The organism is Enterobacter cloacae complex sp. ECC445 (genome assembly GCF_021892025.1).
Taxonomy (GTDB): domain Bacteria; phylum Pseudomonadota; class Gammaproteobacteria; order Enterobacterales; family Enterobacteriaceae; genus Enterobacter; species Enterobacter chengduensis.
In genome coordinates this window covers 36,227-57,347 of the sequence record NZ_JAKLRZ010000029.1, presented here as the reverse complement: position 1 = coordinate 57,347, position 21,121 = coordinate 36,227, and the positions used below count along the sequence as shown (strand labels likewise).

Genomic DNA, 21,121 nt, shown 5'->3' with positions numbered 1-21,121 from the left:
CAGGCCGTTCGGTTTTGATTCTTATTGTGTGAATGTCGCACTAGAGCGACGCAGAGCAGAGGCACTTAGAGCGTCTACCGATACGGGGCACAGGGGGAGGTTCCCCCTGTGCCACCCAATAACCCATTATTCAAGGAACAGCTTGCGCAGATACTTCGGCACCGCGTTGTCAGCGTTGGAACCAATCACTTCCAGCTCCGGGTGCAGATCCTTCAGACGCTGATGCGCGTTCTGCATGATGCAGCCCTTGCCCGCCATGGAGAGCATTTCGGCATCGTTCATGCCGTCACCGAAGGCGATACAGTCTTTCAGCTCGAAGCCCAGACGTTTCGCAACCGCTTCCAGCGCGTGACCTTTGGAGACGCCACCCGCCATCACTTCCAGGCAGGTCAGGGTTGAGAAGCTCACGTTCACGCGATCGCCCCAGCGGGCGTTGATCGCCTGCTCCAGCGGGAGCAGCTCTTCGTGGCTGTCGCAGGTGAAGAACACCTTGCTGATCCCTTCCGGCTCGAGCAGGCCCGGCTCGTACAGGGAGTAGTTGAATACCGCTTCCTTGAAGAAACGCATTTCATCCGGGCGGTGGCGGTTCATAAACCAGTCGTCGTCGCGGTAAACGTTGGTGACGATAGCCGGGTTGTTATGCACCACGCCGAACAGATCGGCGGCAATATCGCGATCCAGGTTATGGGTAAAGATCAGGTTGCCGTCAGTATCATGCACGCGCGCACCGTTGGAGGTGATCATGTACGATTTGATCTCAAGATTATCGCGGATCTGCCCCACGTCGACGTGGTGACGGCCGGTGGCGAACACGAAGTTCACGCCGCGGGCGGTCAGAAGCTTCAGGGTCTCTTTCGCGTAAGGCGACAGGGTGTGGTCAGGGGAAAGCAGCGTGCCATCTAAATCAGATGCAACAACCTGGTACATAGGGATTTCAACCTCTGGTGGAAAACAAGAATCAATTATGCCCGTTGAAAAATTCAACGATGGCGTTGAGCGCGACTGAGCGCATAGCGTCCTTTTCAAAAAGGATCTCATGGTACGCACCGTTAATGACCAGCGGTTTTTCCCCTTCACAAGGGTGACCCGCGGCAGCGCGCAGTTCACAATAGCGGTCATGCATGCGGTTATCGACCACACGCTCTTCTTCCGCCTGAATCAGGAGCGTTGGCGTGTCGTCATTGCCGACCCCCGCCAGCACCTGCTCACCGGCAAGGATACCTTCCCGCACCCAGTGCCAGGTCGGGCCGCCCACGCGTAAACGTGGTTCATCGGCATAAAAGCGCAGGTTGCGGCGATAACGCTGCCGACTGTGGGTTAAGACGTTGATGGCGAACGGCAGCGCGCGCCAGCGTCCTGTCCCGATGGCATAGCCTTCACGAATACGCTGATGGCCCTCAGCCCAGTCGAGAAGATGGCGTACCATCCAGTCGGGGAAACGTATGACGATACCGTACATCGGCGCGGTCAGCGCAATGGCATCGCACTGGTGTTCATAACGCTGCAAAAACAGCGTCGATATCGCGCCCCCCATGGAGTGCGCAAGGATGTACCGCTTACGCCAGGGGCCGGGCTGCACTTCCTGCTGCCAGAACGCGGCAAAATCGTCGACGTAATCGCTGAAGCGATCGACGTGCCCACGGTGCGTGTCCGGCAACATGCGTCCGGACAGCCCCTGCCCACGATGGTCGATGATAAGCACATCGAACCCCATATGGACCAAATCGTAGGCCAGTTCGGCGTATTTAACGTAGCTTTCTATGCGCCCGGGGCAGACCACGATCACCCGGTCATTTTTTTCATCACGGAAACGTACGAAGCGTACCGGGATGCCCCCGACGCCCGTAAACTCATCTTCCTCACGCTGGCGCCAGAAATCGGTCAGCGGCCCCATGGAGAAAGCAGCAAATGCGTTTTCTCGTGTTTCCCAGTCCTTTTTCTGCTGAAACATCGGGTTTCTACTCACCTAAGCCAAGGAATATCGTTTTTTCGTCACCGATCACAAAATGACTCAACAATAGCGTATTGTGGCATAAAAACAGACAATTCGGGAGTTTCAAATGACCTTTGAGTGGTGGTTCGCTTACCTGCTGACATCCATCATCCTCAGTCTTTCACCGGGCTCGGGCGCCATTAACACCATGACCACCTCCATCAACCACGGGTATCGCGGGGCGGCGGCATCCATTGCCGGTTTGCAGACCGGGCTGGCCATTCATATCGTGCTGGTCGGGATTGGTCTGGGAACCCTGTTCTCCCGCTCCGTACTGGCGTTTGAAGTGCTGAAATGGGCCGGGGCGGCGTATCTGATTTGGCTTGGCATCCAGCAGTGGCGCGCGGCAGGCTCCATCAACCTGAATACGCTCGCTCAGACGCAAAACCGCGGCCATCTGTTTAAGCGCGCGGTGTTCGTCAACCTGACCAACCCGAAAAGCATCGTATTCCTCGCCGCACTGTTCCCGCAGTTTATCGTGCCGCATCAGCCCCAGGTGATGCAGTACGTGGTGCTGGGCGCGACCACCATTATCGTCGATATCATCGTGATGATTGGTTACGCGACGCTCGCGCAGCGGATTGCGGCATGGATAAAAGGGCCTAAGCAGATGAAGGCCCTGAATAAAGTCTTTGGTTCGCTGTTTATGCTGGTTGGCGCGCTGCTTGCGTCAGCGCGTCATGCTTAGCGAGAAATGATGAGATGAATGCCGAAGCCGGCGAACAGCGCGCCGGCGAAGCCGTCAATCCACTTCGCAATGCGCTGGTAGCCGCGGCGCATTGCCGGTAAGGCGAACAGGCTGGCGACGACAGTGAACCAGGCAAAGGTCTCAACGACGATCAGCAGGAAGATGCCCCAGCGCGCGCCCGCGCCAACGCTATCGCCGACAAACAGCGAGAATACCGAGCCGAAATAGATAATCGCTTTCGGGTTCGCCAGGTTGGTCAGCAGCCCTTTCACAAAGCTGCGGCCGCCCGTTGCCAGCTCCACCTTTGGCTCTTCCGGCTTTTTCTCTTCTTTCTTCAGCGCCCCGCGCAGCATCTGGTAGCCCATCCAGCACAGGTACAGCCCGCCGCCCACCATAATGATGTTATGCAGCCAGGCCATCTTCGCCAGGATCAGGTTCAGACCGAGCAGCGCAACGGCCGCCCAGACCATAACGCCCATGGTGATACCGAGCACGCCCATCATCGCCTCTTTGCGGGAGCGGCTGACGGCCGTTTGTGATACGAAGAAAAAGTCAGGGCCCGGGCTCATCAGCGCAACGATGTGCACTAGCGCCACGGTGAGAAATAGCATCAGCATAATTAACTCGCGGGGAAATAATTCAGTGAGTCATCATCCTGGCACTTTTTTGCCCGGCTGACTACTCCTCATCATCACCGTCGGCGTGAGAGCGGATGAGCGCCATAAACTCTTTCCCGAAGCGCTCCAGCTTGCGCGTTCCCACGCCGTTGACGCTGAGCATTTCGCTGGCGCTGAGCGGCATCTGCTCGGCCATCTCAATCAGCGTCGCGTCGTTGAACACCACGTAAGGCGGGATGTTCTCTTCGTCGGCGATGGCCTTACGCAGCTTGCGCAGTTTGGCAAACAGCTTGCGGTCGTAGTTGCCGCCGTAGGATTTCTGCATCACGCGCGGCTTGAGGGCGACCACGCGCGGCACGGCGAGCTTGATTTCCATTTCGCCACGCAGCAAAGGACGCGCGGCATCAGTTAGTTGTAGCGCGGAATGCTGGGCAATATTTTGGGTGGCAAAGCCTAAATGGATAAGTTGACGGATCACGCTCACCCAGTGCTCGTGGCTTTTATCCCGGCCCATACCGTAGACCTTGAGCTTATCGTGTGCGAAATCACGAATGCGCTGGTTATTCGCGCCACGAATCACTTCCACGACATAACCCATACCAAAACGCTGATTCACCCGTCCGATGGTAGAGAGCGCGATTTGCGCGTCGTTCAGACCATCGTACTGTTTCGGCGGATCCAGGCAGATATCGCAGTTGCCGCACGGCTCCTGTCGCCCTTCGCCAAAGTAGTTGAGCAGCACCAGTCGGCGGCAGGTTTGCGCTTCGGCAAACGCGCCCATCGCGTTGAGCTTGTGGCGTTCGATATCCTGCAGCTGTCCCTGCGGTTTTTCCTCGAGACAGCGGCGCAGCCACGCCATATCGGCCGGATCGTAAAACAGCATCGCTTCCGCAGGCAGACCGTCACGCCCGGCGCGGCCGGTTTCCTGATAGTAGGATTCGATGTTGCGCGGGATGTCGAAATGCACCACAAAGCGCACGTTGGGCTTGTTGATGCCCATCCCGAACGCCACCGTCGCGACCACTATCTGCAGGTCGTCACGCTGGAATTTCTCCTGCACGTCGGCGCGGATGTGGTTCTCTAATCCGGCGTGATACGCGGCGGCACTAAAGCCGCGGTTTTGCAGGCGCGCGGCGGTGTCTTCCACCTTCGCGCGGCTGTTGCAGTAGATGATGCCGGACTTGCCGCGCTGCTCCTGGACGTAGCGCAGAAGCTGATCCAGCGGCTTGAATTTTTCCATCAGCATGTAGCGGATGTTAGGGCGGTCGAAGCTGCTGACCTGAATATAGGGGTCGTTCAGCCCTAACAGGCGAACGATATCCAGACGGGTGGTATCATCCGCCGTAGCGGTCAGCGCCATAAACGGCAGCTCGGGGAAGCGCTGACGCAGCTGGCCAAGCGCCGCGTATTCCGGGCGGAAATCGTGTCCCCACTGGGAGATACAGTGCGCTTCATCCACCGCCAGCAGGACCGGGTTCCAGTGCGCAAGGTGATCGAGGAAGTTATCCAACATCAGGCGTTCCGGCGCGATATACAGCAGGCGGATCTGCCCGGTGCGGCACCCGGCCATCACCTCTTGCTGCTGCTCCCGGGTTTGCGTGGAGTTAAGACAGGCCGCCGCCACGCCGTTGGCGAGCAGCTGATCAACCTGGTCTTTCATCAGCGAAATGAGCGGAGATACCACCACCGTGAGGCCATTAAGCACCAGCGCGGGCACCTGATAGCAGAGAGATTTCCCGCCGCCGGTCGGCATCACCACCAGGCAATCACGGCCTTCCAGCACCGTTTCAATGATGGTTTCCTGGCCAGGGCGGAACTGCTGGTAGCCAAAGGTTTCATGCAAAACCTGTTTAGCCAGCGACTCCTGATTTAATACTTCCGCCTGCGCCACGTTAACCCCATATGCCTGAAATGAAACAGGCGCTATTTTCAGCGCCTGAGAGAGAAACTTCAACGTTTAACGCAAAAACATTCGAGAAGCCTAGAGAATATCGTTCAGCATCACGCCCACGCCGACGCGGGTCTGGTTGAAGTTATAATCGATAAGCGACTCGCCGTAGCCGCTGTAGACTTGCGTATAAAGGCGGACATGCTTGCTTACCGGATAGCTTAAGCCCACTTCCGCACCGCCGTAGCCGGTGTTCCAGTTGTACTGGCCTTTCGCACTCAGCACGGCATCGCCCAGCTGATAGCCGACTTTGAGCTGGTAGTAGCCCATGTATTTGGTGATGTCCGGGTTGTCATCCGTGCTGCCAACCACGTACCACGGCTTCACTTCCACCATCCAGTTACCGTTCTGCGCCATCAGACGCGTATAGGCACGGTTCCAGCTGCGGGATGTCGGATCGGAGCGTCCGTTAGAGTCGTGGTTAAAGCCCACTTCGACGTCGCGCAGCGTCCAGCCGGCAAATTCATAATCCGTTGCGAAGCCGAGGAACAGCTGCGGCTCATAGTTGGTTTCGCGGAACGGCGAAGATTCGCCGCTGTTAGAGAGCTGCCACCAGGATTTCTGCGTATAAGAGCCACCGAGCACCGAGTTCGGTCCCAGAATGCCGCGCCAGAACGGGAAGGCGAGGCTCAGCTGGAACTTCACCTCGTCTTTACGCGCATTATCAGACCAGTTATAGGAGCTTATTGCCTCCTTGTTCATATCGCTGGTCTGGGTGTAAATCACGTAGTTGGTGTCGTACGGATAGAGCGTGAACGGATTGTCATGCTCCTGAAGAAGGTTCGCGATAATGCTACCGTGCACGGCAGGCTTATCATGCACCTCTTTGATTGTCGCTTCCTGCGCATAGGCTGTGAGGGGCAGCGAAACCGCCGCCAGTAACCAGGCCAGATACGTCCGCATCGGTGGTGTTCTCCTGCAAAAGAGTAAAATTGATTGAATAGTTATGTGGCGGACATTCTACAGACTTCTGCGACAACTGCTGCATCCTCGTTTCTGAAAGTGGAAATCCGTATTATTGAGGCATAAAATCAACATTTCATTAACAATAGGGATGTGAAGCCTCATGTCAGCCATGCTTACCGCCGAAGAAGTGTTAAAGCTCGTGGGCGAGATTTTTGTTTACCATATGCCGTTCAACCGCGCGCTGGGACTGGAGCTGGAGCGTTACGAGAAAGATTTTGCCCAGCTGAGCTTCAACAATCAGCCGATGATGGTGGGGAACTGGGCGCAAAGTATTTTGCACGGCGGGGTGATTGCCTCCGCGCTGGACGTGGCGGCAGGGCTGGTTTGCGTGGGCAGTACGCTGACGCGCCATGACACCATTAATGAAGACGAACTTCGCCAGCGTCTGGCGCGCATGGGCACCATTGATTTGCGCGTCGACTATCTTCGCCCGGGGCGCGGAAATCGCTTTACCTGTAGCAGCAGCCTGCTGCGCGCGGGGAATAAAGTTGCCGTGGCGCGCGTTGAATTACACAACGAAGAGCAGGTGTATATCGCCAGCGCAACCGCCACTTATATGGTGGGTTGAGGCGGCAAAATCGGGTAAAATTGATTCACTTTTTTGTAACGGATTTTCCCGATGGATGCTAAACAGACGCGGCAGGGCGTTTTACTCGCCCTTGCCGCTTATTTTATTTGGGGTATCGCCCCGGCGTACTTCAAGCTTATCGCCTACGTTCCGGCCGATGAGATCCTCACTCACCGCGTTATCTGGTCGTTTTTCTTCATGATCGCGCTGATGAGCCTCAGCCGTCAGTGGTCGGGCGTCAAAACGCTGCTTCAAACCCCGAAGAAGATCTTCCTGCTGGCGCTCTCTGCCGTGCTGATTGGCGGCAACTGGCTGCTGTTTATCTGGGCGGTGAATAACCATCACATGCTCGAAGCGAGCCTGGGTTACTTCATTAACCCGCTGGTGAATATAGTCCTGGGGATGATTTTCCTCGGTGAGCGCTTCCGCCGGATGCAGTGGGTGGCGGTGATTCTGGCCTTCTGCGGCGTGCTGGTGCAGCTCTGGACCTTCGGCTCGCTGCCGATTATTGCCCTCGGCCTGGCGTTCAGCTTTGCGTTCTACGGTCTGGTGCGTAAGAAGATTGCGGTGGAAGCACAGACGGGGATGCTGTTTGAAACCCTGTGGCTGCTGCCGGTGGCGGCGATCTACCTCTTCGGCATCGCCGACAGCGCCACCAGCCATATGGGCAGCAACCCGTGGTCGCTGAACCTGATGCTGATGGCGGCGGGCGTGGTAACCACCATTCCCCTGCTGTGCTTCACCGGCGCGGCAACGCGCCTGCGCCTCTCCACGCTGGGCTTCTTCCAGTACATTGGTCCGACGCTGATGTTCCTGCTGGCTGTGGTGTTTTACGGCGAAGTGCCGGGTGCGGATAAGATGGTGACGTTTGCCTTTATCTGGGTGGCGCTGGCGATTTTCGTCGCGGATGCGATTTATACCCAGCGCAGGGTGCGTAAAGGGCTGTGATGTTGCCCTCGCCCTAACCCTCTCCCACAGGGAGAGGGAATTCGATCGTAGGGCGGGTAAGCGCAGCGCCACCCGCCAGATTTTTACAGCCAGTTACGACGCTTAAAGTACAGATACGGCGCCAGCCCCGCGAGGATCATAAAGATAATCGCCCCCGGGTAGCCAAAGCTCCACTTCAGCTCCGGCATAAACTCAAAGTTCATCCCATAGCTCGATGCCACCAGCGTCGGCGGCAGGAACACCACGGATACCACCGAGAAGATCTTGATGATGCGGTTCTGCTCGATGTTGATAAAGCCCATCGCCGCCTGCATCAGGAAGTTCACCTTCTGGAACAGGGATTCGTTGTGCGGCAGCAGGGATTCGATATCGCGCAGGATCTCACGCGCCTGCTCCAGCTGACCGCCCGGCAGACGCGCCTTGCGCACCAGGAAGTTCAGCGCGCGCTGGGTATCCATCAGACACAAACGCACCTTCCAGCCGATATCTTCCAGCTCCGCCAGCGTGGAGAGCGCTTCATCGTACTCATCGCCCTGATGGCCTTCCATGATCACGCGGCTCAGCTTTTCCAGATCGCTGTAGATGTTTTCAATTTCGTCCGCCAGCTGTTCAATTTTGGTTTCGAACAGGTCGAGCAGCAGTTCGTAAGCGTTGCCGTCCACCATCGCCTGGCTGCGGGCGCGCATGCGGTAGAGACGGAATGCAGGAAGCTCGCGCTCGCGCAGGGTAAACAGACGGCCGTCGCGAATGGTAAACGCCACGGTGGAGTTGCCCGCGTGGTCTTCCGCATCTTCAAAGAAGAAGAAGGAGTGAATGTGCAGGCCGTCTTCGTCTTCAAAAAAACGCGCGGAGGCTTCGATGTCTTCCAGTTCCGGGCGGGTTGCCAGGCTTTGCCCCAGCTCAGATTGTACGCGAAGGCGCTCATCGTCGTCCGGCTCGACCAGATCCACCCATACGGCATCAATGAGGGGCTGTGACTCTTCGGCTTCAAGCCGAGTCAGTCGGTTATTTTCGAGTTGAAATGCGCTCAACATGACCGGGACTCCCAATGCAAAAAATATCGGACAGTTCGGTGGGCACACAGAAACAAATTGGGTTTCAGACCATTAAACAGCCTGACTCAGCGCGACGGGAATAGTGCAGTCGCTGACAACCACTAAGGCCATCAGCAAGAGGAGATAGCCTTAGGAGTTGTTCCTGGATGACAGGGAATTGAGCCAGCATCTACTGGGTGTGTCCAAGGCGAATGTCCTCTTAGCGTAATCGTGCGCGCATGTTACGCCAGCTATAACTGTGGCGTCAACACGCAACGGAACGCTGAAGGGCATTAATTGACCTTCACCGTATAAGGCTAGCAGATTATTACAAAATAATGATATTTTTCTGAAAGTTAGACTGTTTCCAGCTTCGCATAGGCCGCCACCAGCCATTTGATCCCCTGCCCCTGGAACGCCACCTGCAGGCGGCTGTGCTCGCCGCTGCCTTCCAGATTCACAATGGTGCCTTCGCCAAACTTCGAATGGCGCACGCGCTGGCCCAGCTTGTAGCCAGTGTCGGTTTCAGAGATCGGTGACCCCATACGCGGATGGCTGACCGGACGGCTGATGCTGGCCCGCAGACGCACCTCTTCCACGCACTCCTCCGGCAGTTCGCCGATGAAGCGCGACGGACGGTGGTAAACCTCTTTTCCGTACAGGCGGCGGGTTTCGGCGTAGGTTAGCGTCAGCTTTTGCATCGCACGCGTCACGCCCACGTAGGCCAGACGACGCTCCTCTTCCAGACGACCGCCTTCATCCAGCGACATCTGGCTCGGGAACATCCCCTCTTCCATCCCGACGATAAACACCTGCGGAAACTCCAGGCCTTTGGCGGAGTGCAGCGTCATCAGCTGAACCGCATCCTGCCAGGTGTCCGCCTGCCCTTCCCCCGCCTCCAGCGCGGCATGCGACAGGAACGCCTGAAGCGGCATCAGGTCTTCGTCTTCTTCGTTATAGCTGAACTGGCGCGTTGCCGTGACCAGTTCCTCTAAGTTCTCAATACGGGTCTGGCCCTTCTCGCCTTTTTCCTGCTCGTACATGGTGCGCAGACCGGAGTCTTTAATTACCCGGTCGGTCTGCACGTGCAGCGGCATGTCGACGGTTTCCTGCGCCAGGGCGTCAATCAGCTCAAGGAAGCGCTGCAACGCGCTGGCGGCACGTCCGGCGAGGGCTTTTTCCTGCAGCAGCTCGCGGCACGCCTGCCACAGCGTCAGCTGGCGGTCGCGCGAGGCCTGGCGCACCACGTCCAGCGTGCGGTCACCGATGCCGCGCGTAGGCGTGTTCACCACGCGCTCAAACGCCGCGTCGTCGTTACGGTTCGCAATGAGGCGCAGATACGAGAGCGCGTCTTTGATTTCCTGACGTTCGAAGAAGCGCATGCCGCCGTATATGCGGTACGGCATGCCCACCTGCAAGAGCGCCTCTTCCAGCACGCGCGACTGGGCGTTGCTGCGGTAGAGAATGGCGCACTGCTCCAGCGCGCCGCCGTCGTCCTGCCAGGTTTTAATGCGATTCACCACGAAGCGCGCTTCGTCGAGTTCGTTAAACGCGCAGTAAATCGAAATCGGCTCGCCGTCGACGCCGTCGGTCCACAGCTTTTTACCCAGACGCCCGTTGTTGTTCTCAATCAGGGCGTTGGCCGCGCTCAGGATGTTGCTGGTTGAGCGGTAGTTCTGCTCCAGACGGATGGTTTGCGCGCCGGGGAAATCGTTGAGGAAGCGCTGGATGTTCTCCACCTGCGCCCCGCGCCAGCCGTAGATCGACTGGTCGTCATCGCCCACGATCATCACCTTGCCGGTATCGCCGGCCAGCAGGCGGATCCACGCGTACTGGATGTTGTTGGTATCCTGGAATTCGTCCACCAGGATGTTGGTGAAGCGTTCGCGGTAGTGCTGCAGGATGTGCGGCTTGTTGAGCCACAGCTCGTGGGCGCGCAGCAACAGCTCGGCGAAATCCACCAGGCCGGCGCGATCGCACGCTTCCTGATAGGCTTTGTAGACGTTCTGCCAGGTCTGCTCCACCGGGTTGCCGAAGCTCTGGATATGGTGCGGGCGCAGCCCCTCGTCCTTTTGGCCGTTGATGTACCACATCGCCTGACGCGGCGGCCACTGCTTCTCGTCGAGGTTCATCGCCTTGATCAGGCGCTTCAGCAGGCGGAGCTGGTCTTCGCTGTCGAGAATTTGAAAATCCTGCGGCAGGTTGGCGTCCATATGGTGCGCGCGCAGCAGGCGGTGCGCCAGACCGTGGAAGGTGCCGACCCACATGCCGCCCTGGCTGGTGCCCATCAGCTGGGCGATACGGTGGCGCATCTCTGCCGCCGCCTTGTTGGTGAACGTCACCGCCATGATGGAGTACGGCGAGCAGTTTTCCACGCTCTGCAGCCAGGCGATACGGTGAACCAGCACGCGCGTCTTACCACTGCCCGCCCCAGCCAGCACCAGCAGGTTGGTGCGCGAGGCGGCAACCGCGTCACGCTGTTTGTCATTAAGGCTGTCGAGCAGGTAAGAAACGTCCATTGGCACCGTCACGTCATGTCGGGCAGGCGAAGAGCATTCGCCAAAACCCTGTTAATTTATACAGAACAATTGATGATTATATCAGCGTCGTGAGGGATGCCAACCGCGAAATTTCCACGTGCGGCAGAAGACGGCTATCGGAGGCGATCATCAGGTCGGCGTTTTCCGGCTTGATCCAGCAGGCCTGCATGCCGCAGCGGATAGCGCCCGCCACGTCCGTGGTGAGGTCATCCCCCACGTGCAGAATCTCACCCAGCGGCAGGCTAAGCTTATCCGCAGCCAGATGGTACATATCGCTGAACGGCTTCGCGCGCCCGTGAGGACCCGCGCGCAGCACGAATTCAAAGTAATCGCTGAGGCCAAACAGCTCCGGCTGGGCATTGCCGTTGGTGATGGCCACCAGCGGCCACTTTTCGGCAAGCTTCGCCAGCGTGTCGTGGGTCTCCTGCGGCACGTCGATACGGCTGCGCCATTTGGCAAAGTTTTCCATTGCCGCTTCGGCACCGATGGCAGCATCCTGGGCACTCAGACCCGCGTTCAGCATCGCCTGCTCCACCGCGCGGCGACGCCATTCGGTCACGTCGTGGTAGATGTCCGGCTCGGTTTCCCGCAGGGACTGGCGCAGCGTCTGGAAGTCCTTGTTCTGCATCGCCTTCAGCGCGGGATGGTAGTTCTGCACAAACGCCAGCGACTCCTGCTCGGTACGCAGGATCACCTCGCGGTTGTCATAAAGGGTGTCATCAAGGTCAAACGTCAGCGCGGAGATCTGACCCAGTGGGCGGTAAAAACGCATTATTTCCCCCGTTTGGCGCGTGGATGCGCCGCGTCATACACCGAGGCAAGGTGCTGGAAGTCTAAGTGGGTATAAATTTGAGTGGTGGACAGATTCGCGTGGCCGAGCAGTTCCTGCACGCCGCGCAGATCGCCGCTCGACTCAAGCATGTGTGTCGCAAAGGAGTGGCGCAGCTTGTGCGGGTGAACGTGGCTATTCAGCCCCTGCTTAATGCCCCACTCCGCAAAGCGCTTCTGTACGTTACGCGCCGAGATCCGCTTGCCGAGTTTCGACAGGAACAGCGCATCTTCTTCCGCGCCAAACAGCCCGCGCAGGTCAAGCCAGTGCTCAATCCAGGCGACGGCATTGCGGCCAATGGGCAGGCGGCGCTCTTTGCTGCCCTTCCCCATGACCCACACTTCGCCCGATTCCAGATCGAGATGCTTTAGGTCGAGGTTGACGAGTTCAGACAGACGCAGCCCGGCACCGTACATCACCTCCAGCATCGCGCGGTCGCGCACGGCAAGCGGATCGTTAAGGTCAATATCCAGCAGGCGGTTTACGTCGTCGACGTCGATATTTTTCGGCAGATGGCGCGGGGCTTTCGGCGTGGCGATGCCTTTCGCCGGGTTGGCTTTTAAGCCGCCCTGGCTGACCAGCCAGTCGAAGAAGCTGCGCAGCGCGGAGAGCCTGAGCGCAAGGCTCGCCGGGCTGAGATTTTTTTTACGGCTGCGCACGACGAACCCGCGCACCGTAGCGGCGTCACATTGTTGCCAGCTTTTCAGGCCGATCTCCTCGGCAATCTGCATGATGGCATCAAGCTGACGCTGATAGTTAAGCAGCGTAATGGGGCTAAGCTGACGCTCCACGCCGAGATAGCGCAGAAAGCGCGAGACGTCAGTGGCGAGCAGTCCGTCCGTCATACGCGCTCAATCCAGCGCTCCAGCAGCTCGGGCAGCATCAGGGCGATCTCCTGCAGCAGATGGGTGGCTTGCCCCTGCTCATAGTGATGCGCGTCGCGGCTGGTAAACAAAATGACGCCCAGATCACCATCGCGGCCCATCAGTGACATCGCTACCGAGCCAATCGCTTTGGCTTCCGGCAACACCACCAGCAGCTCGGGCCCGTTCAGCGGCCCCAGATAGTGGTGCTCGTGTCCCAGACGCTGAATGCGCAGCGGTTCAAAGGCCTGACGGCTGAGTGCCAGATGGGTAAACCCCGACGGCGCGCCGATGCGCCAGCGGTCAGGGAACAGACGAAGCGTTGCACCCGCCAGCCCAAGCTCACGCGCCCAGCGGTGGAAGCGGCTGAGGAACTCGTCGAGGCTATGCGCCGACGCCAGACGCGCCTGCAGATGCAGTAGACGATAAAACAGGCTTTCGTTGGTGCTGGCCTGCTCCATCAGCAGCGTCATGTTCTCTTCAAGCTGATTGATGTGGTTGCGCGAGCGCGCCATGTGCCATTCGACCAGCGACACGGTCCCGCGAACCGGATGCGGCACGCGCATCTCTTCGACGACGCGTGCATTGCGAATAAAAAACTCAGGATTGCGCAGCAGATAATCAACAACAGCTCTGTCGTCCAGTTCCGTCACTGTTTCCTGCAGTTCTTCCCCTGGTTGTTTCATAGATGGATAAACCCGTCATAGACATGTGCCGCCGGGCCAGTCATATACAGTGGATGACCCGGTCCTTTCCAGGCGATATCAAGCCGACCGCCCGGTAATTCCACGCGAACCTCTTCCGCCAGTAACCCCTGGGAGATGCCCACGGCCACCGCCGCACACGCGCCGCTGCCGCAGGCCTGAGTTTCGCCCGCGCCGCGCTCGTAAACCCGCAGACGAATGTGCTCGCGCTTCACCACCTGCATAAAGCCGATGTTCGCACGCTCCGGGAAACGTTCGTGGCTTTCCAGCACCGGACCGAGCGTTTCGACCGCCGCGGTTTCCACATCATCAACCTGAATCACGCAGTGCGGGTTACCCATTGAGACGACGCCGCACAATACTGTCTGCTCGGCCGCACGCATAATATAGGTCTTTTCCGCTTTGTTTGCGCGAAACGGCACGACGGAGGGCTCGAAGTTAGGCTCGCCCATGTTTACGCGCACCAGTTCATCGTCGGTGACGCTGAGCACCATGCGGCCATTGGCCGTACTGACGCGAATATCACGCTTGTTGGTCAGCCCTTTCAGGCGGACAAAGCGGGCAAAGCAGCGCGCGCCGTTGCCGCACTGGTTAACTTCGCTGCCGTCGGCGTTAAAGATACGGTAGTGAAAATCGAGGTCGGGATCGTACGGCGGCTCAACCACCAGCAGCTGATCGAACCCCACGCCCAGATGCCGATCCGCCAGGCGACGGATCAGTTCCGGGGAGAAAAACACATTCTGCGTTACCGCGTCGACGACCATAAAATCGTTGCCAAGGCCATGCATTTTAGAGAACTGCATCATTTGCTCCATTGCGCGGGTACAGAACGTTGTCGTCAGAGATTAACCTGAGTCGGGCCGCCGTTGTCGCCACGGTCGTTGGTATTTGGCGTGGTAGACTCAATGCCGCTGTTTACGGGTTTCGTCGGCGGCGGTGCGGTTTTGTCCGCAGGTGGGAAGTACAGTGGTCCCTTCAGTCCGCAGCCCGTCAGGCTAAACAGCGTGATGAGAACGGCAAGCGTTCGGAAAGCGTTTTTCATTATAAAGTTGCCCGTAAGTTCAAATCTGTTTCTATCATCGCAGGAGAAGACACAAAAGCAAGAGTTTGCCGCTCTCCTGCAACGGGAATTATTTAGGGTTATACTGCCGGCATCACGAAAAACAGGAACAAAACCATGAACGACAGTGAATTCCATCGCCTTGCCGACAACCTGTGGATGACCATCGAAGAGCGTATTGACGACTGGGACGGCGACAGCGATATCGATTGTGAAATCAACGGCGGCATTCTGACCCTGAGCTTCGAAAATGGCAGCAAAATTATTATTAACCGCCAGGAGCCGCTTCACCAGGTCTGGCTGGCGGCTAAGCAGGGCGGCTATCATTTCGATCTGAAAGACGGGGAATGGGTTTGCGACCGCAGCGGCGTGCCGTTCTGGGATCTGCTGGAACAGGCGGCGACCGCGCAGGCGGGTGAGGACGTGCGTTTCAGATAGTTTTGTTGCCCGGTGGCGGCTACGCCTTACCGGGCCTACAACGGCTCGAATCGTAGGCCGGGTAGGCGTTAGCGCCACCCGGCAACAGCGGCTCGGACCGTAGGCCGGGTAAGCGTCAACGCCACCCGGCGAAAAAACTCAGGAGAAATACTGCTGCAACAGCGGGGCGGTATCCTGGTTTGCGGGAACTGGCGCGATCGTTTGGGTTCGGAATGGGATCACCTGCGCTCGCCCGTCCACGTTCACAATCTGGTAGAACTGCGGCAGGTTAAAGTTGATAAAGCTTGAGCCGTAGGTGAAGCGGTCATGCGAAGAAGAGTAGAAGCGGCTGACGTCGCGCACCAGCTCCTCTTTACTGCCTTCACAGTGGTGATACACCTCGGCGCGGTTGGTCTCATCCAGAATGTAAATGTTGAACCCGGCGTCGTCGCCCGACTCTTCAAAGAAGAACTGAATGATCCCTTCACTGGCGAATCCGTCCACCACCTGCGGCAGCTTAACGTGGTTGGTTTCCACCTGCACCGACAGGCCATGCAGCTTGTTGTGCGAAATCGCGCCGTAGAACTCGATGGCGTTTTCCAGCTTCTGCACCGACACGTTCAGGCGCTCGAAGAACAGGCCCCAGGTCTGGCCGGAGACGCGCAGCGCCTTAAAGCGCCCGGTTTCCTGACGGGTACTGGAGAGGCGCAGTTCGATACACTCGGAGACCAGCTGCTGCACGCGGGTACGAATCAACCCACGCAGGTGCTGGCTGTAGCAGAACACTTCCACGCTGTCCGGCGGCGCGGCATCCTGGTGCATCTTGCCGAGAATGGTTTTCAGCGCTTCAATCATCGCCTGCTCGCCGTTGAAGTGCAGGGTACGCACTTCGTTCCACGAGTTGCGATACAGCAGGTCTACGCTGCCCACCAGGCAGTTTTGCTGCTCGCCAAAGCTAAAGACGTCCAGCTTGCGGAAGTCAAAATGGACCACCTGATTGCGGAAGGCCGCCGTCGGGTCGTATTCCAGGTTGACGATAATCGCCAGATGGCGAATCTCGCACGGGCTGTAGAGCGCTTTTGGCGTTGGGGCAGGCAGACGCAGCGGGAAGTGGTGCGAGACATCCGCCACCATCTCCTGCAGCTTCGCGAGATCGACCACCTCGTTGCCTTTAATAAACAGGCGCGTGCGCGAGGTCAGCAGGCCGTTAAACCAGGCCCAGGCCACCAGCTTGTTCAGATAGCGGTTATATTCCAGCGGCTGATGGCTGATGATGGAATCCATGCTGGGCGCACGGTTGTACAGATACCACCCGGTGCGGTTCGCGCGGCCCGGCGGAACATAGATAAAGGTCAGGTTCGGTTCTGACAGGTCTGGCGAAATCTGCGGGTTAACCAGCGTGACTTTGCCCGGCAGCGCTTCAAACGCGGCGTACAGCTTACGGGTCAACACCCCGATGTCCTGCGGGCTGGCGGAAACGCTGAGGTTGTTACGGCGCGCAAAGCGGATCAGGTTACGGTAGCTCTGCATCATCGCGTCGAGCAGTTCGTTGTGCGCTTCACGCACCTGATCGATTTTCCAGTTGGCCCGGTTGTCGAGCATGGAGAGACGCGCTTCGTCCCATCCCCACTCTTTCACTAACTGACTGACCACTTCACGACGCCAGCCCACGCAGGCGCGCTCGCGGCTCAACTTCTCACAGACTTTGAGATAGAAACATCGACGCACCAGGTCAAGACGCGTGGTGTCGTCAATGGCTTTCAGGTATTCGGTCACGCGCTCCAGCATCATGCAGTAGGCGTCCAGCCCGAAGGAGACGATTTCCCCGTCGTGCAAACGCTGCTTGATATCTTTCGCCAGCAGGCGCGGCGTAGGGTATTCCCAGGAATAGGCTTCAAGCAGCAGCGTTTTGAGCACCGCTTTGTACGGCGAGTCGATGCTCTTGTAGAGCTGCCAGAGGCTTGCGCCAAAATACTCTTCCGCAGACAGCGAGCTGAGGCCGCCGAGGTCCAGCCATTCGTTTGGCGTCAGCACGCCCTGCGCGTAAAGCGACATGACGTAATCGTCGTAATGCTCTTCTTCTTCGCACGGGACCATATTCCACAGAATACGCTTCCCGGCCAGGCGCACGGCAGTACGGTAGAATTCATCCAGCAATAAGATGTGCTGGGTCGAGCCGCAGTCTTCACCACCCAGACTGCCGCTTTCGTTATGGCGGAAACGGTTTTCATCAATCAGGAAGAAGCTCACTTCCACACCGAGCGACGCCGCCCAGCTTTCCAGCAGGCTGCATTTACGCTGCAGCAGCTGTCGCTCGTCGTTATCGAGCCAGGATTGATGGCAGACCCAGATATCCAGGTCAGAAGAACAGCTTTGTCCTACCGATGAGGTGCTCCCCATGGAGTAAACGCCGGTAATCGGCAATTCACCTTTTGGGGACTCCTGTGGCGGCATGCCGCGGTAGAGTTCCAGCTCGTTCAGGTAATGCTGTTGGGTTTCATCAGGCGTGAAAAGGCAAATGCCCTGGGGAACGTTACCGTCAAGGTAGCCAGGCATCAGCGGGTGGTGATAGTGCAATAATGTCGGCAGCAGACTGTATACCTGCTGGAAAGCAGGGCCCATAGCAGCAAGCGCGCGATCCACACGCAGTTGATTTATGGCATCCAGTCTCTGTTTCAGAGTCTCAATATAGAGGTACAAGACGTATCGCCTGATGTTTCCGGGTGTCGCAAGCTATTCAAAACACGAATGACAGCGGGCCCGCAGTATTTCAAAAAAATAACCGTTACCCTTTTTCGCCCTTAACATTTTCGGTGGTACCGACGAAAAAATGGTCTAAAACGTGATCAATTTAACACCTTGCCGGTTGACCGTAAAGAAAGATGCGCTACATACAAGTGTAGCACCGTTCTGTACGTGTAAATTCCTGAATACGGCTATGGCTGACGAAACCGCCGCCTTGTCCCTCTCACGCTTCATCAACCGTAAAACTGCCATCCCAGAGTCAACAATGTTAGGATGGTTAGCGATTGATAATGACGGTAACAAGCATGTTAGACAATGTTTTGAGAATTGCCACACGCCAAAGCCCTCTCGCGCTCTGGCAGGCACATTATGTGAAGCAGCGCCTTGAAGCCTGCCACAGTGGATTGCGCGTCGAGCTGGTGCCGATGGTCACGCGCGGTGATGTGATCCTCGATACGCCGCTGGCGAAAGTGGGCGGCAAAGGCCTGTTTGTCAAAGAGCTTGAACTGGCACTGCTTGAGAACCGCGCCGATATCGCCGTACATTCGATGAAAGACGTGCCCGTCGAGTTCCCGGAAGGGCTGGGGCTGGTGACCATCTGCGAGCGCGAAGATCCGCGCGACGCGTTTGTCTCTAACCGCTATGACTCGCTCGACGCGCTGCCAGAAGGAAGCGTGGTTGGCACGTCCAGTTTACGCCGTCAGTGTCAGCTGGCGGAGCGTCGTCCCGATCTGATCATTCGCTCCCTGCGCGGTAACGTCGGCACGCGTCTGGGCAAGCTGGATAACGGCGATTACGATGCCATTATTCTCGCCGTTGCTGGCCTGAAGCGTCTGGGTCTGGCGTCGCGCATTCGCGTGGCGTTGCCGCCAGAGCTGTCGCTGCCGGCCGTGGGCCAGGGCGCTGTAGGCATTGAGTGCCGTCTGGACGATACGCGCACCCGCGAACTGCTTGCCCCGCTGAACCATGACGAGACCGCTATCCGCGTAAAAGCCGAGCGGGCGATGAATACCCGCCTCGAAGGCGGGTGCCAGGTGCCGATTGGCAGCTATGCTGAATTAACGAATGGCGAACTGTGGCTGCGCGCGCTGGTGGGTGCTCCTGACGGTTCGCAGATGGTGCGCGGCGAACGTCGCGGCAAAGCGCAAGATGCCGAGCAGCTTGGCGTGTCCCTGGCGGAAGAATTACTGGATAACGGCGCCCGCGAGATCCTGGCTGACGTTTATAATGGAGAACCCCCTGCATGAGTATTCTCGTCACCCGCCCTTCTCCCGCAGGAGAGCAGTTAGTGAGCCGTCTGCGCGCACTGGGGCAGGTGGCCTGGAGTTTTCCGCTTATTGAATTCTCCCCCGGCCGCGAGCTTTCTGCGCTCGTCGACCAGATGAATACGCTTCAGGAAGGCGACCTGCTGTTTGCGCTGTCGCAGCATGCCGTGGAATTTGCCCACGCGCAGCTGCAGCAGCAGGGCCTGGCCTGGCCAACCGTCCCCCGTTATTTCGCGATTGGCCGCACAACGGCACTGGCGCTGCATACCGTAAGCGGCGTCGACGTTCGTTACCCGTTAGATCGGGAAATCAGTGAAGTCTTGCTACAATTACCTGAATTACAAACCGTTGCAGGAAAGCGCGCGCTCATTTTACGCGGCAACGGTGGCCGCGAGCTGCTGGGCGAAACGCTGCGTGAACGGGGTGCGAACGTGACGTTCGTTGAGTGCTATCAGCGCTGCGCAAAACACTACGATGGCGCGGAAGAGGCGATGCGCTGGCACGCGCGAGGCATCAACACGCTGGTGGTCACCAGCGGTGAAATGTTACAACAGCTTTGGACGCTGATACCGCTTTGGTATCGCGAAAACTGGTTACTCCGCTGTCGGCTTCTTGTCGTCAGTGAGCGTCTGGCGAACCAGGCCCGGGAACTGGGCTGGCAGGATATTCGGATCGCTGAAAACGCCGACAACGATGCGCTGCTGCGCGCATTACAATAACTCTCAAATGGGAAGCCATAATGACGGAACACGACAAATCCTCCGCCGTGGTTGAAGAAACCAGGGAGACTGTGGAGACGACGCCACAGCCAGAGACGACTGAGAAAACCGCTGAGAAGAAAAACGGCAGCAACAAAACCAGCCTCGCGCTGAGCGCGATTGCCATCGCCATTGCGCTGGCAGCGGGCGTTGGCCTGTACGGGCTGGTGAAGCAACAGAGCGCGAATCAGACGTCCACCAACGACGCGCTGGTCAATCAGCTCACCGCCCTGCAAAAAGCGCAGGAATCGCAGAAAACCGAGCTGGAAGCGGTAATTAAGCAGCAGGCCGCTGCGCTTGCCGAAGCGAACAGCAAACAGGAAGCGCTGACCAAACAGCTGGGCGACGTGCAGCAGAAGGTCGCCACGATTTCCGGCACCGATGCCAAAACCTGGCTGCTCTCGCAGGCTGATTTCCTGGTGAAGCTCGCCGGGCGTAAGCTCTGGAGCGATCAGGACGTTACCACCGCCGCCGCGCTGCTGAAAAGCGCCGATGCGAGCCTGGCAGACATGAACGACCCGAGCCTCATCACCGCTCGTCGCGCGATCACCGAAGATATCGCCAGCCTCTCCGCCGTTTCGCAGGTGGATTACGACGGCATTATCCTCAAGGTGAACCAGCTTTCGAACCAGATCGATAACCTGCAGCTGGCGGATAACAACGACGACGACTCCCCCATGGATTCCGACGGTACCGAGCTTTCCAGCTCTCTGAGCGAATGGCGCATTAACCTGCAGAAAAGCTGGCAGAACTTTATGGACAGCTTTATCACCATCCGTCGTCGCGATGAAACCGCCGTACCGCTGTTAGCGCCGAATCAGGATATCTACCTGCGCGAAAACATCCGTTCCCGCCTGCTGGTGGCGGCGCAGGCCGTGCCGCGTCATCAGGAAGAGACCTACAAACAGGCGCTGGATAACGTCTCGACGTGGGTACGCGCTTACTACAACACCGATGATGCGACGACCACCGCGTTCCTCGAAGACATCGACAAGCTGAGCCAGCAGAACATCACCATGAACGTGCCGGACAAGCTGGCCAGCCAGCCGATCCTGGAGAAACTGATGCAGACGCGCGTGCGTAACCTGCTGGCACAGCCGGGCGTACCGGCAGAGCAGATGGGCGGAGCTGCACCGGCTCCGGCTCCAGCGCCTGAAAGCGCACCACAAGGAGAGTAA

21 protein-coding genes are annotated in these 21,121 nt (G+C 58.1%); 7 read left to right on the top strand and 14 right to left on the bottom strand.

Annotated features, from left to right (window positions below):
* Window positions 1-126: 126 nt before the first annotated feature.
* Both yigL and pldB read right to left on the bottom strand, forming a co-directional pair.
* Window positions 127-927 (bottom strand): sugar/pyridoxal phosphate phosphatase YigL, encoded by an 801-nt coding sequence (gene yigL / locus L6R44_RS20400; RefSeq protein WP_021242854.1) that lies wholly within the window; start codon window positions 925-927, stop codon window positions 127-129.
* A 31-nt stretch (window positions 928-958) separates the two neighbouring features.
* Window positions 959-1,951 carry a lysophospholipase L2 gene (pldB, locus tag L6R44_RS20395; RefSeq protein WP_237425246.1) on the bottom strand — a complete coding sequence of 331 codons (993 nt, stop codon included), beginning with the start codon at window positions 1,949-1,951 and terminating at the stop codon, window positions 959-961.
* A gap of 109 nt (window positions 1,952-2,060) precedes the next feature.
* Between pldB and rhtB the strand changes: the two genes are divergently transcribed.
* Window positions 2,061-2,681 carry a homoserine/homoserine lactone efflux protein gene (rhtB, locus tag L6R44_RS20390; protein ID WP_045417644.1) on the top strand — a complete coding sequence of 207 codons (621 nt, stop codon included), beginning with the start codon at window positions 2,061-2,063 and terminating at the stop codon, window positions 2,679-2,681.
* On the opposite strand, the gene rhtC is transcribed toward rhtB, so the two are convergent.
* The 3 genes from rhtC to pldA all read right to left on the bottom strand — a co-directional run bounded on the left by rhtC (window position 2,678) and on the right by pldA (window position 6,149).
* Complete coding sequence (rhtC, locus tag L6R44_RS20385) at window positions 2,678-3,298, bottom strand: threonine export protein RhtC (RefSeq protein ID WP_032644787.1); 621 nt, start codon at window positions 3,296-3,298, stop codon at window positions 2,678-2,680. The two genes, rhtB and rhtC, sit on opposite strands and share 4 nt — an antisense overlap.
* A gap of 61 nt (window positions 3,299-3,359) precedes the next feature.
* Entirely contained in the window at window positions 3,360-5,189 is a 1,830-nt protein-coding gene (gene recQ / locus L6R44_RS20380; protein ID WP_237425245.1) for an ATP-dependent DNA helicase RecQ, read from the bottom strand.
* A gap of 90 nt (window positions 5,190-5,279) precedes the next feature.
* Window positions 5,280-6,149, bottom strand: a complete 870-nt coding sequence (gene pldA, locus L6R44_RS20375) for a phospholipase A (protein WP_032644789.1) — start codon at window positions 6,147-6,149, stop codon at window positions 5,280-5,282.
* Window positions 6,150-6,312: 163 nt separating this feature from the next.
* Between pldA and yigI the strand changes: the two genes are divergently transcribed.
* Window positions 6,313-6,780 carry an acyl-CoA thioesterase YigI gene (yigI, locus tag L6R44_RS20370; protein WP_032644790.1) on the top strand — a complete coding sequence of 156 codons (468 nt, stop codon included), beginning with the start codon at window positions 6,313-6,315 and terminating at the stop codon, window positions 6,778-6,780.
* A gap of 51 nt (window positions 6,781-6,831) precedes the next feature.
* A complete protein-coding gene (gene rarD / locus L6R44_RS20365) occupies window positions 6,832-7,728 on the top strand; it encodes an EamA family transporter RarD (protein WP_023309622.1) in 897 nt (298 codons plus the stop codon).
* A gap of 83 nt (window positions 7,729-7,811) precedes the next feature.
* Here rarD and corA read toward each other — a convergent pair whose 3' ends face one another.
* From corA to lptM, 8 genes are all read right to left on the bottom strand, one after another.
* Entirely contained in the window at window positions 7,812-8,762 is a 951-nt protein-coding gene (gene corA / locus L6R44_RS20360) for a magnesium/cobalt transporter CorA (protein WP_008501540.1), read from the bottom strand.
* A 150-nt stretch (window positions 8,763-8,912) separates the two neighbouring features.
* Window positions 8,913-9,056: a YsgD/CorL family protein gene (ysgD, locus tag L6R44_RS25055; RefSeq protein ID WP_350190275.1), complete on the bottom strand. Its 144-nt coding sequence runs from the start codon at window positions 9,054-9,056 to the stop codon at window positions 8,913-8,915.
* A gap of 62 nt (window positions 9,057-9,118) precedes the next feature.
* Entirely contained in the window at window positions 9,119-11,281 is a 2,163-nt protein-coding gene (gene uvrD, locus L6R44_RS20355) for a DNA helicase II (protein WP_237425244.1), read from the bottom strand.
* A gap of 76 nt (window positions 11,282-11,357) precedes the next feature.
* Window positions 11,358-12,074: a 5-amino-6-(5-phospho-D-ribitylamino)uracil phosphatase YigB gene (gene yigB / locus L6R44_RS20350; protein ID WP_237425243.1), complete on the bottom strand. Its 717-nt coding sequence runs from the start codon at window positions 12,072-12,074 to the stop codon at window positions 11,358-11,360.
* The gene (xerC, locus tag L6R44_RS20345; protein WP_237425242.1) at window positions 12,074-12,976 is read right to left on the bottom strand and encodes a tyrosine recombinase XerC; all 903 of its coding nucleotides are present in this window, start codon (window positions 12,974-12,976) and stop codon (window positions 12,074-12,076) included. Before xerC ends, yigB begins: the two co-directional genes overlap by 1 nt.
* Window positions 12,973-13,680, bottom strand: coding sequence for a DUF484 domain-containing protein (locus L6R44_RS20340; protein ID WP_032644795.1), 708 nt, complete (start codon window positions 13,678-13,680; stop codon window positions 12,973-12,975). The genes xerC and L6R44_RS20340 overlap by 4 nt, the downstream gene beginning before the upstream one ends.
* Window positions 13,677-14,501 (bottom strand): diaminopimelate epimerase, encoded by an 825-nt coding sequence (gene dapF / locus L6R44_RS20335; protein ID WP_008501545.1) that lies wholly within the window; start codon window positions 14,499-14,501, stop codon window positions 13,677-13,679. Before dapF ends, L6R44_RS20340 begins: the two co-directional genes overlap by 4 nt.
* A gap of 35 nt (window positions 14,502-14,536) precedes the next feature.
* Window positions 14,537-14,740, bottom strand: a complete 204-nt coding sequence (gene lptM / locus L6R44_RS20330; RefSeq protein WP_024907980.1) for an LPS translocon maturation chaperone LptM — start codon at window positions 14,738-14,740, stop codon at window positions 14,537-14,539.
* Window positions 14,741-14,875: 135 nt separating this feature from the next.
* On the opposite strand from lptM, the gene cyaY reads away from it, so the two are divergent.
* Window positions 14,876-15,196, top strand: coding sequence for an iron donor protein CyaY (gene cyaY, locus L6R44_RS20325; RefSeq protein ID WP_032644796.1), 321 nt, complete (start codon window positions 14,876-14,878; stop codon window positions 15,194-15,196).
* 138 nt (window positions 15,197-15,334) lie between these two features.
* Here the strand turns inward: cyaY and cyaA are convergent, their stop codons facing one another.
* Entirely contained in the window at window positions 15,335-17,875 is a 2,541-nt protein-coding gene (gene cyaA / locus L6R44_RS20320) for a class I adenylate cyclase (protein ID WP_032644797.1), read from the bottom strand.
* A gap of 350 nt (window positions 17,876-18,225) precedes the next feature.
* Between cyaA and hemC the strand changes: the two genes are divergently transcribed.
* From hemC to hemX, 3 genes are read left to right on the top strand one after another with little or no spacing between them, the layout of a single operon-like run.
* On the top strand, window positions 18,226-19,167 hold the full coding sequence (gene hemC, locus L6R44_RS20315; protein WP_237425241.1) for a hydroxymethylbilane synthase: 942 nt from the start codon (window positions 18,226-18,228) through the stop codon (window positions 19,165-19,167).
* Window positions 19,164-19,904 (top strand): uroporphyrinogen-III synthase, encoded by a 741-nt coding sequence (gene hemD / locus L6R44_RS20310; protein ID WP_237425240.1) that lies wholly within the window; start codon window positions 19,164-19,166, stop codon window positions 19,902-19,904. The genes hemC and hemD overlap by 4 nt, the downstream gene beginning before the upstream one ends.
* A 20-nt stretch (window positions 19,905-19,924) precedes the next feature.
* Complete coding sequence (gene hemX / locus L6R44_RS20305) at window positions 19,925-21,121, top strand: uroporphyrinogen-III C-methyltransferase (RefSeq protein ID WP_237425239.1); 1,197 nt, start codon at window positions 19,925-19,927, stop codon at window positions 21,119-21,121.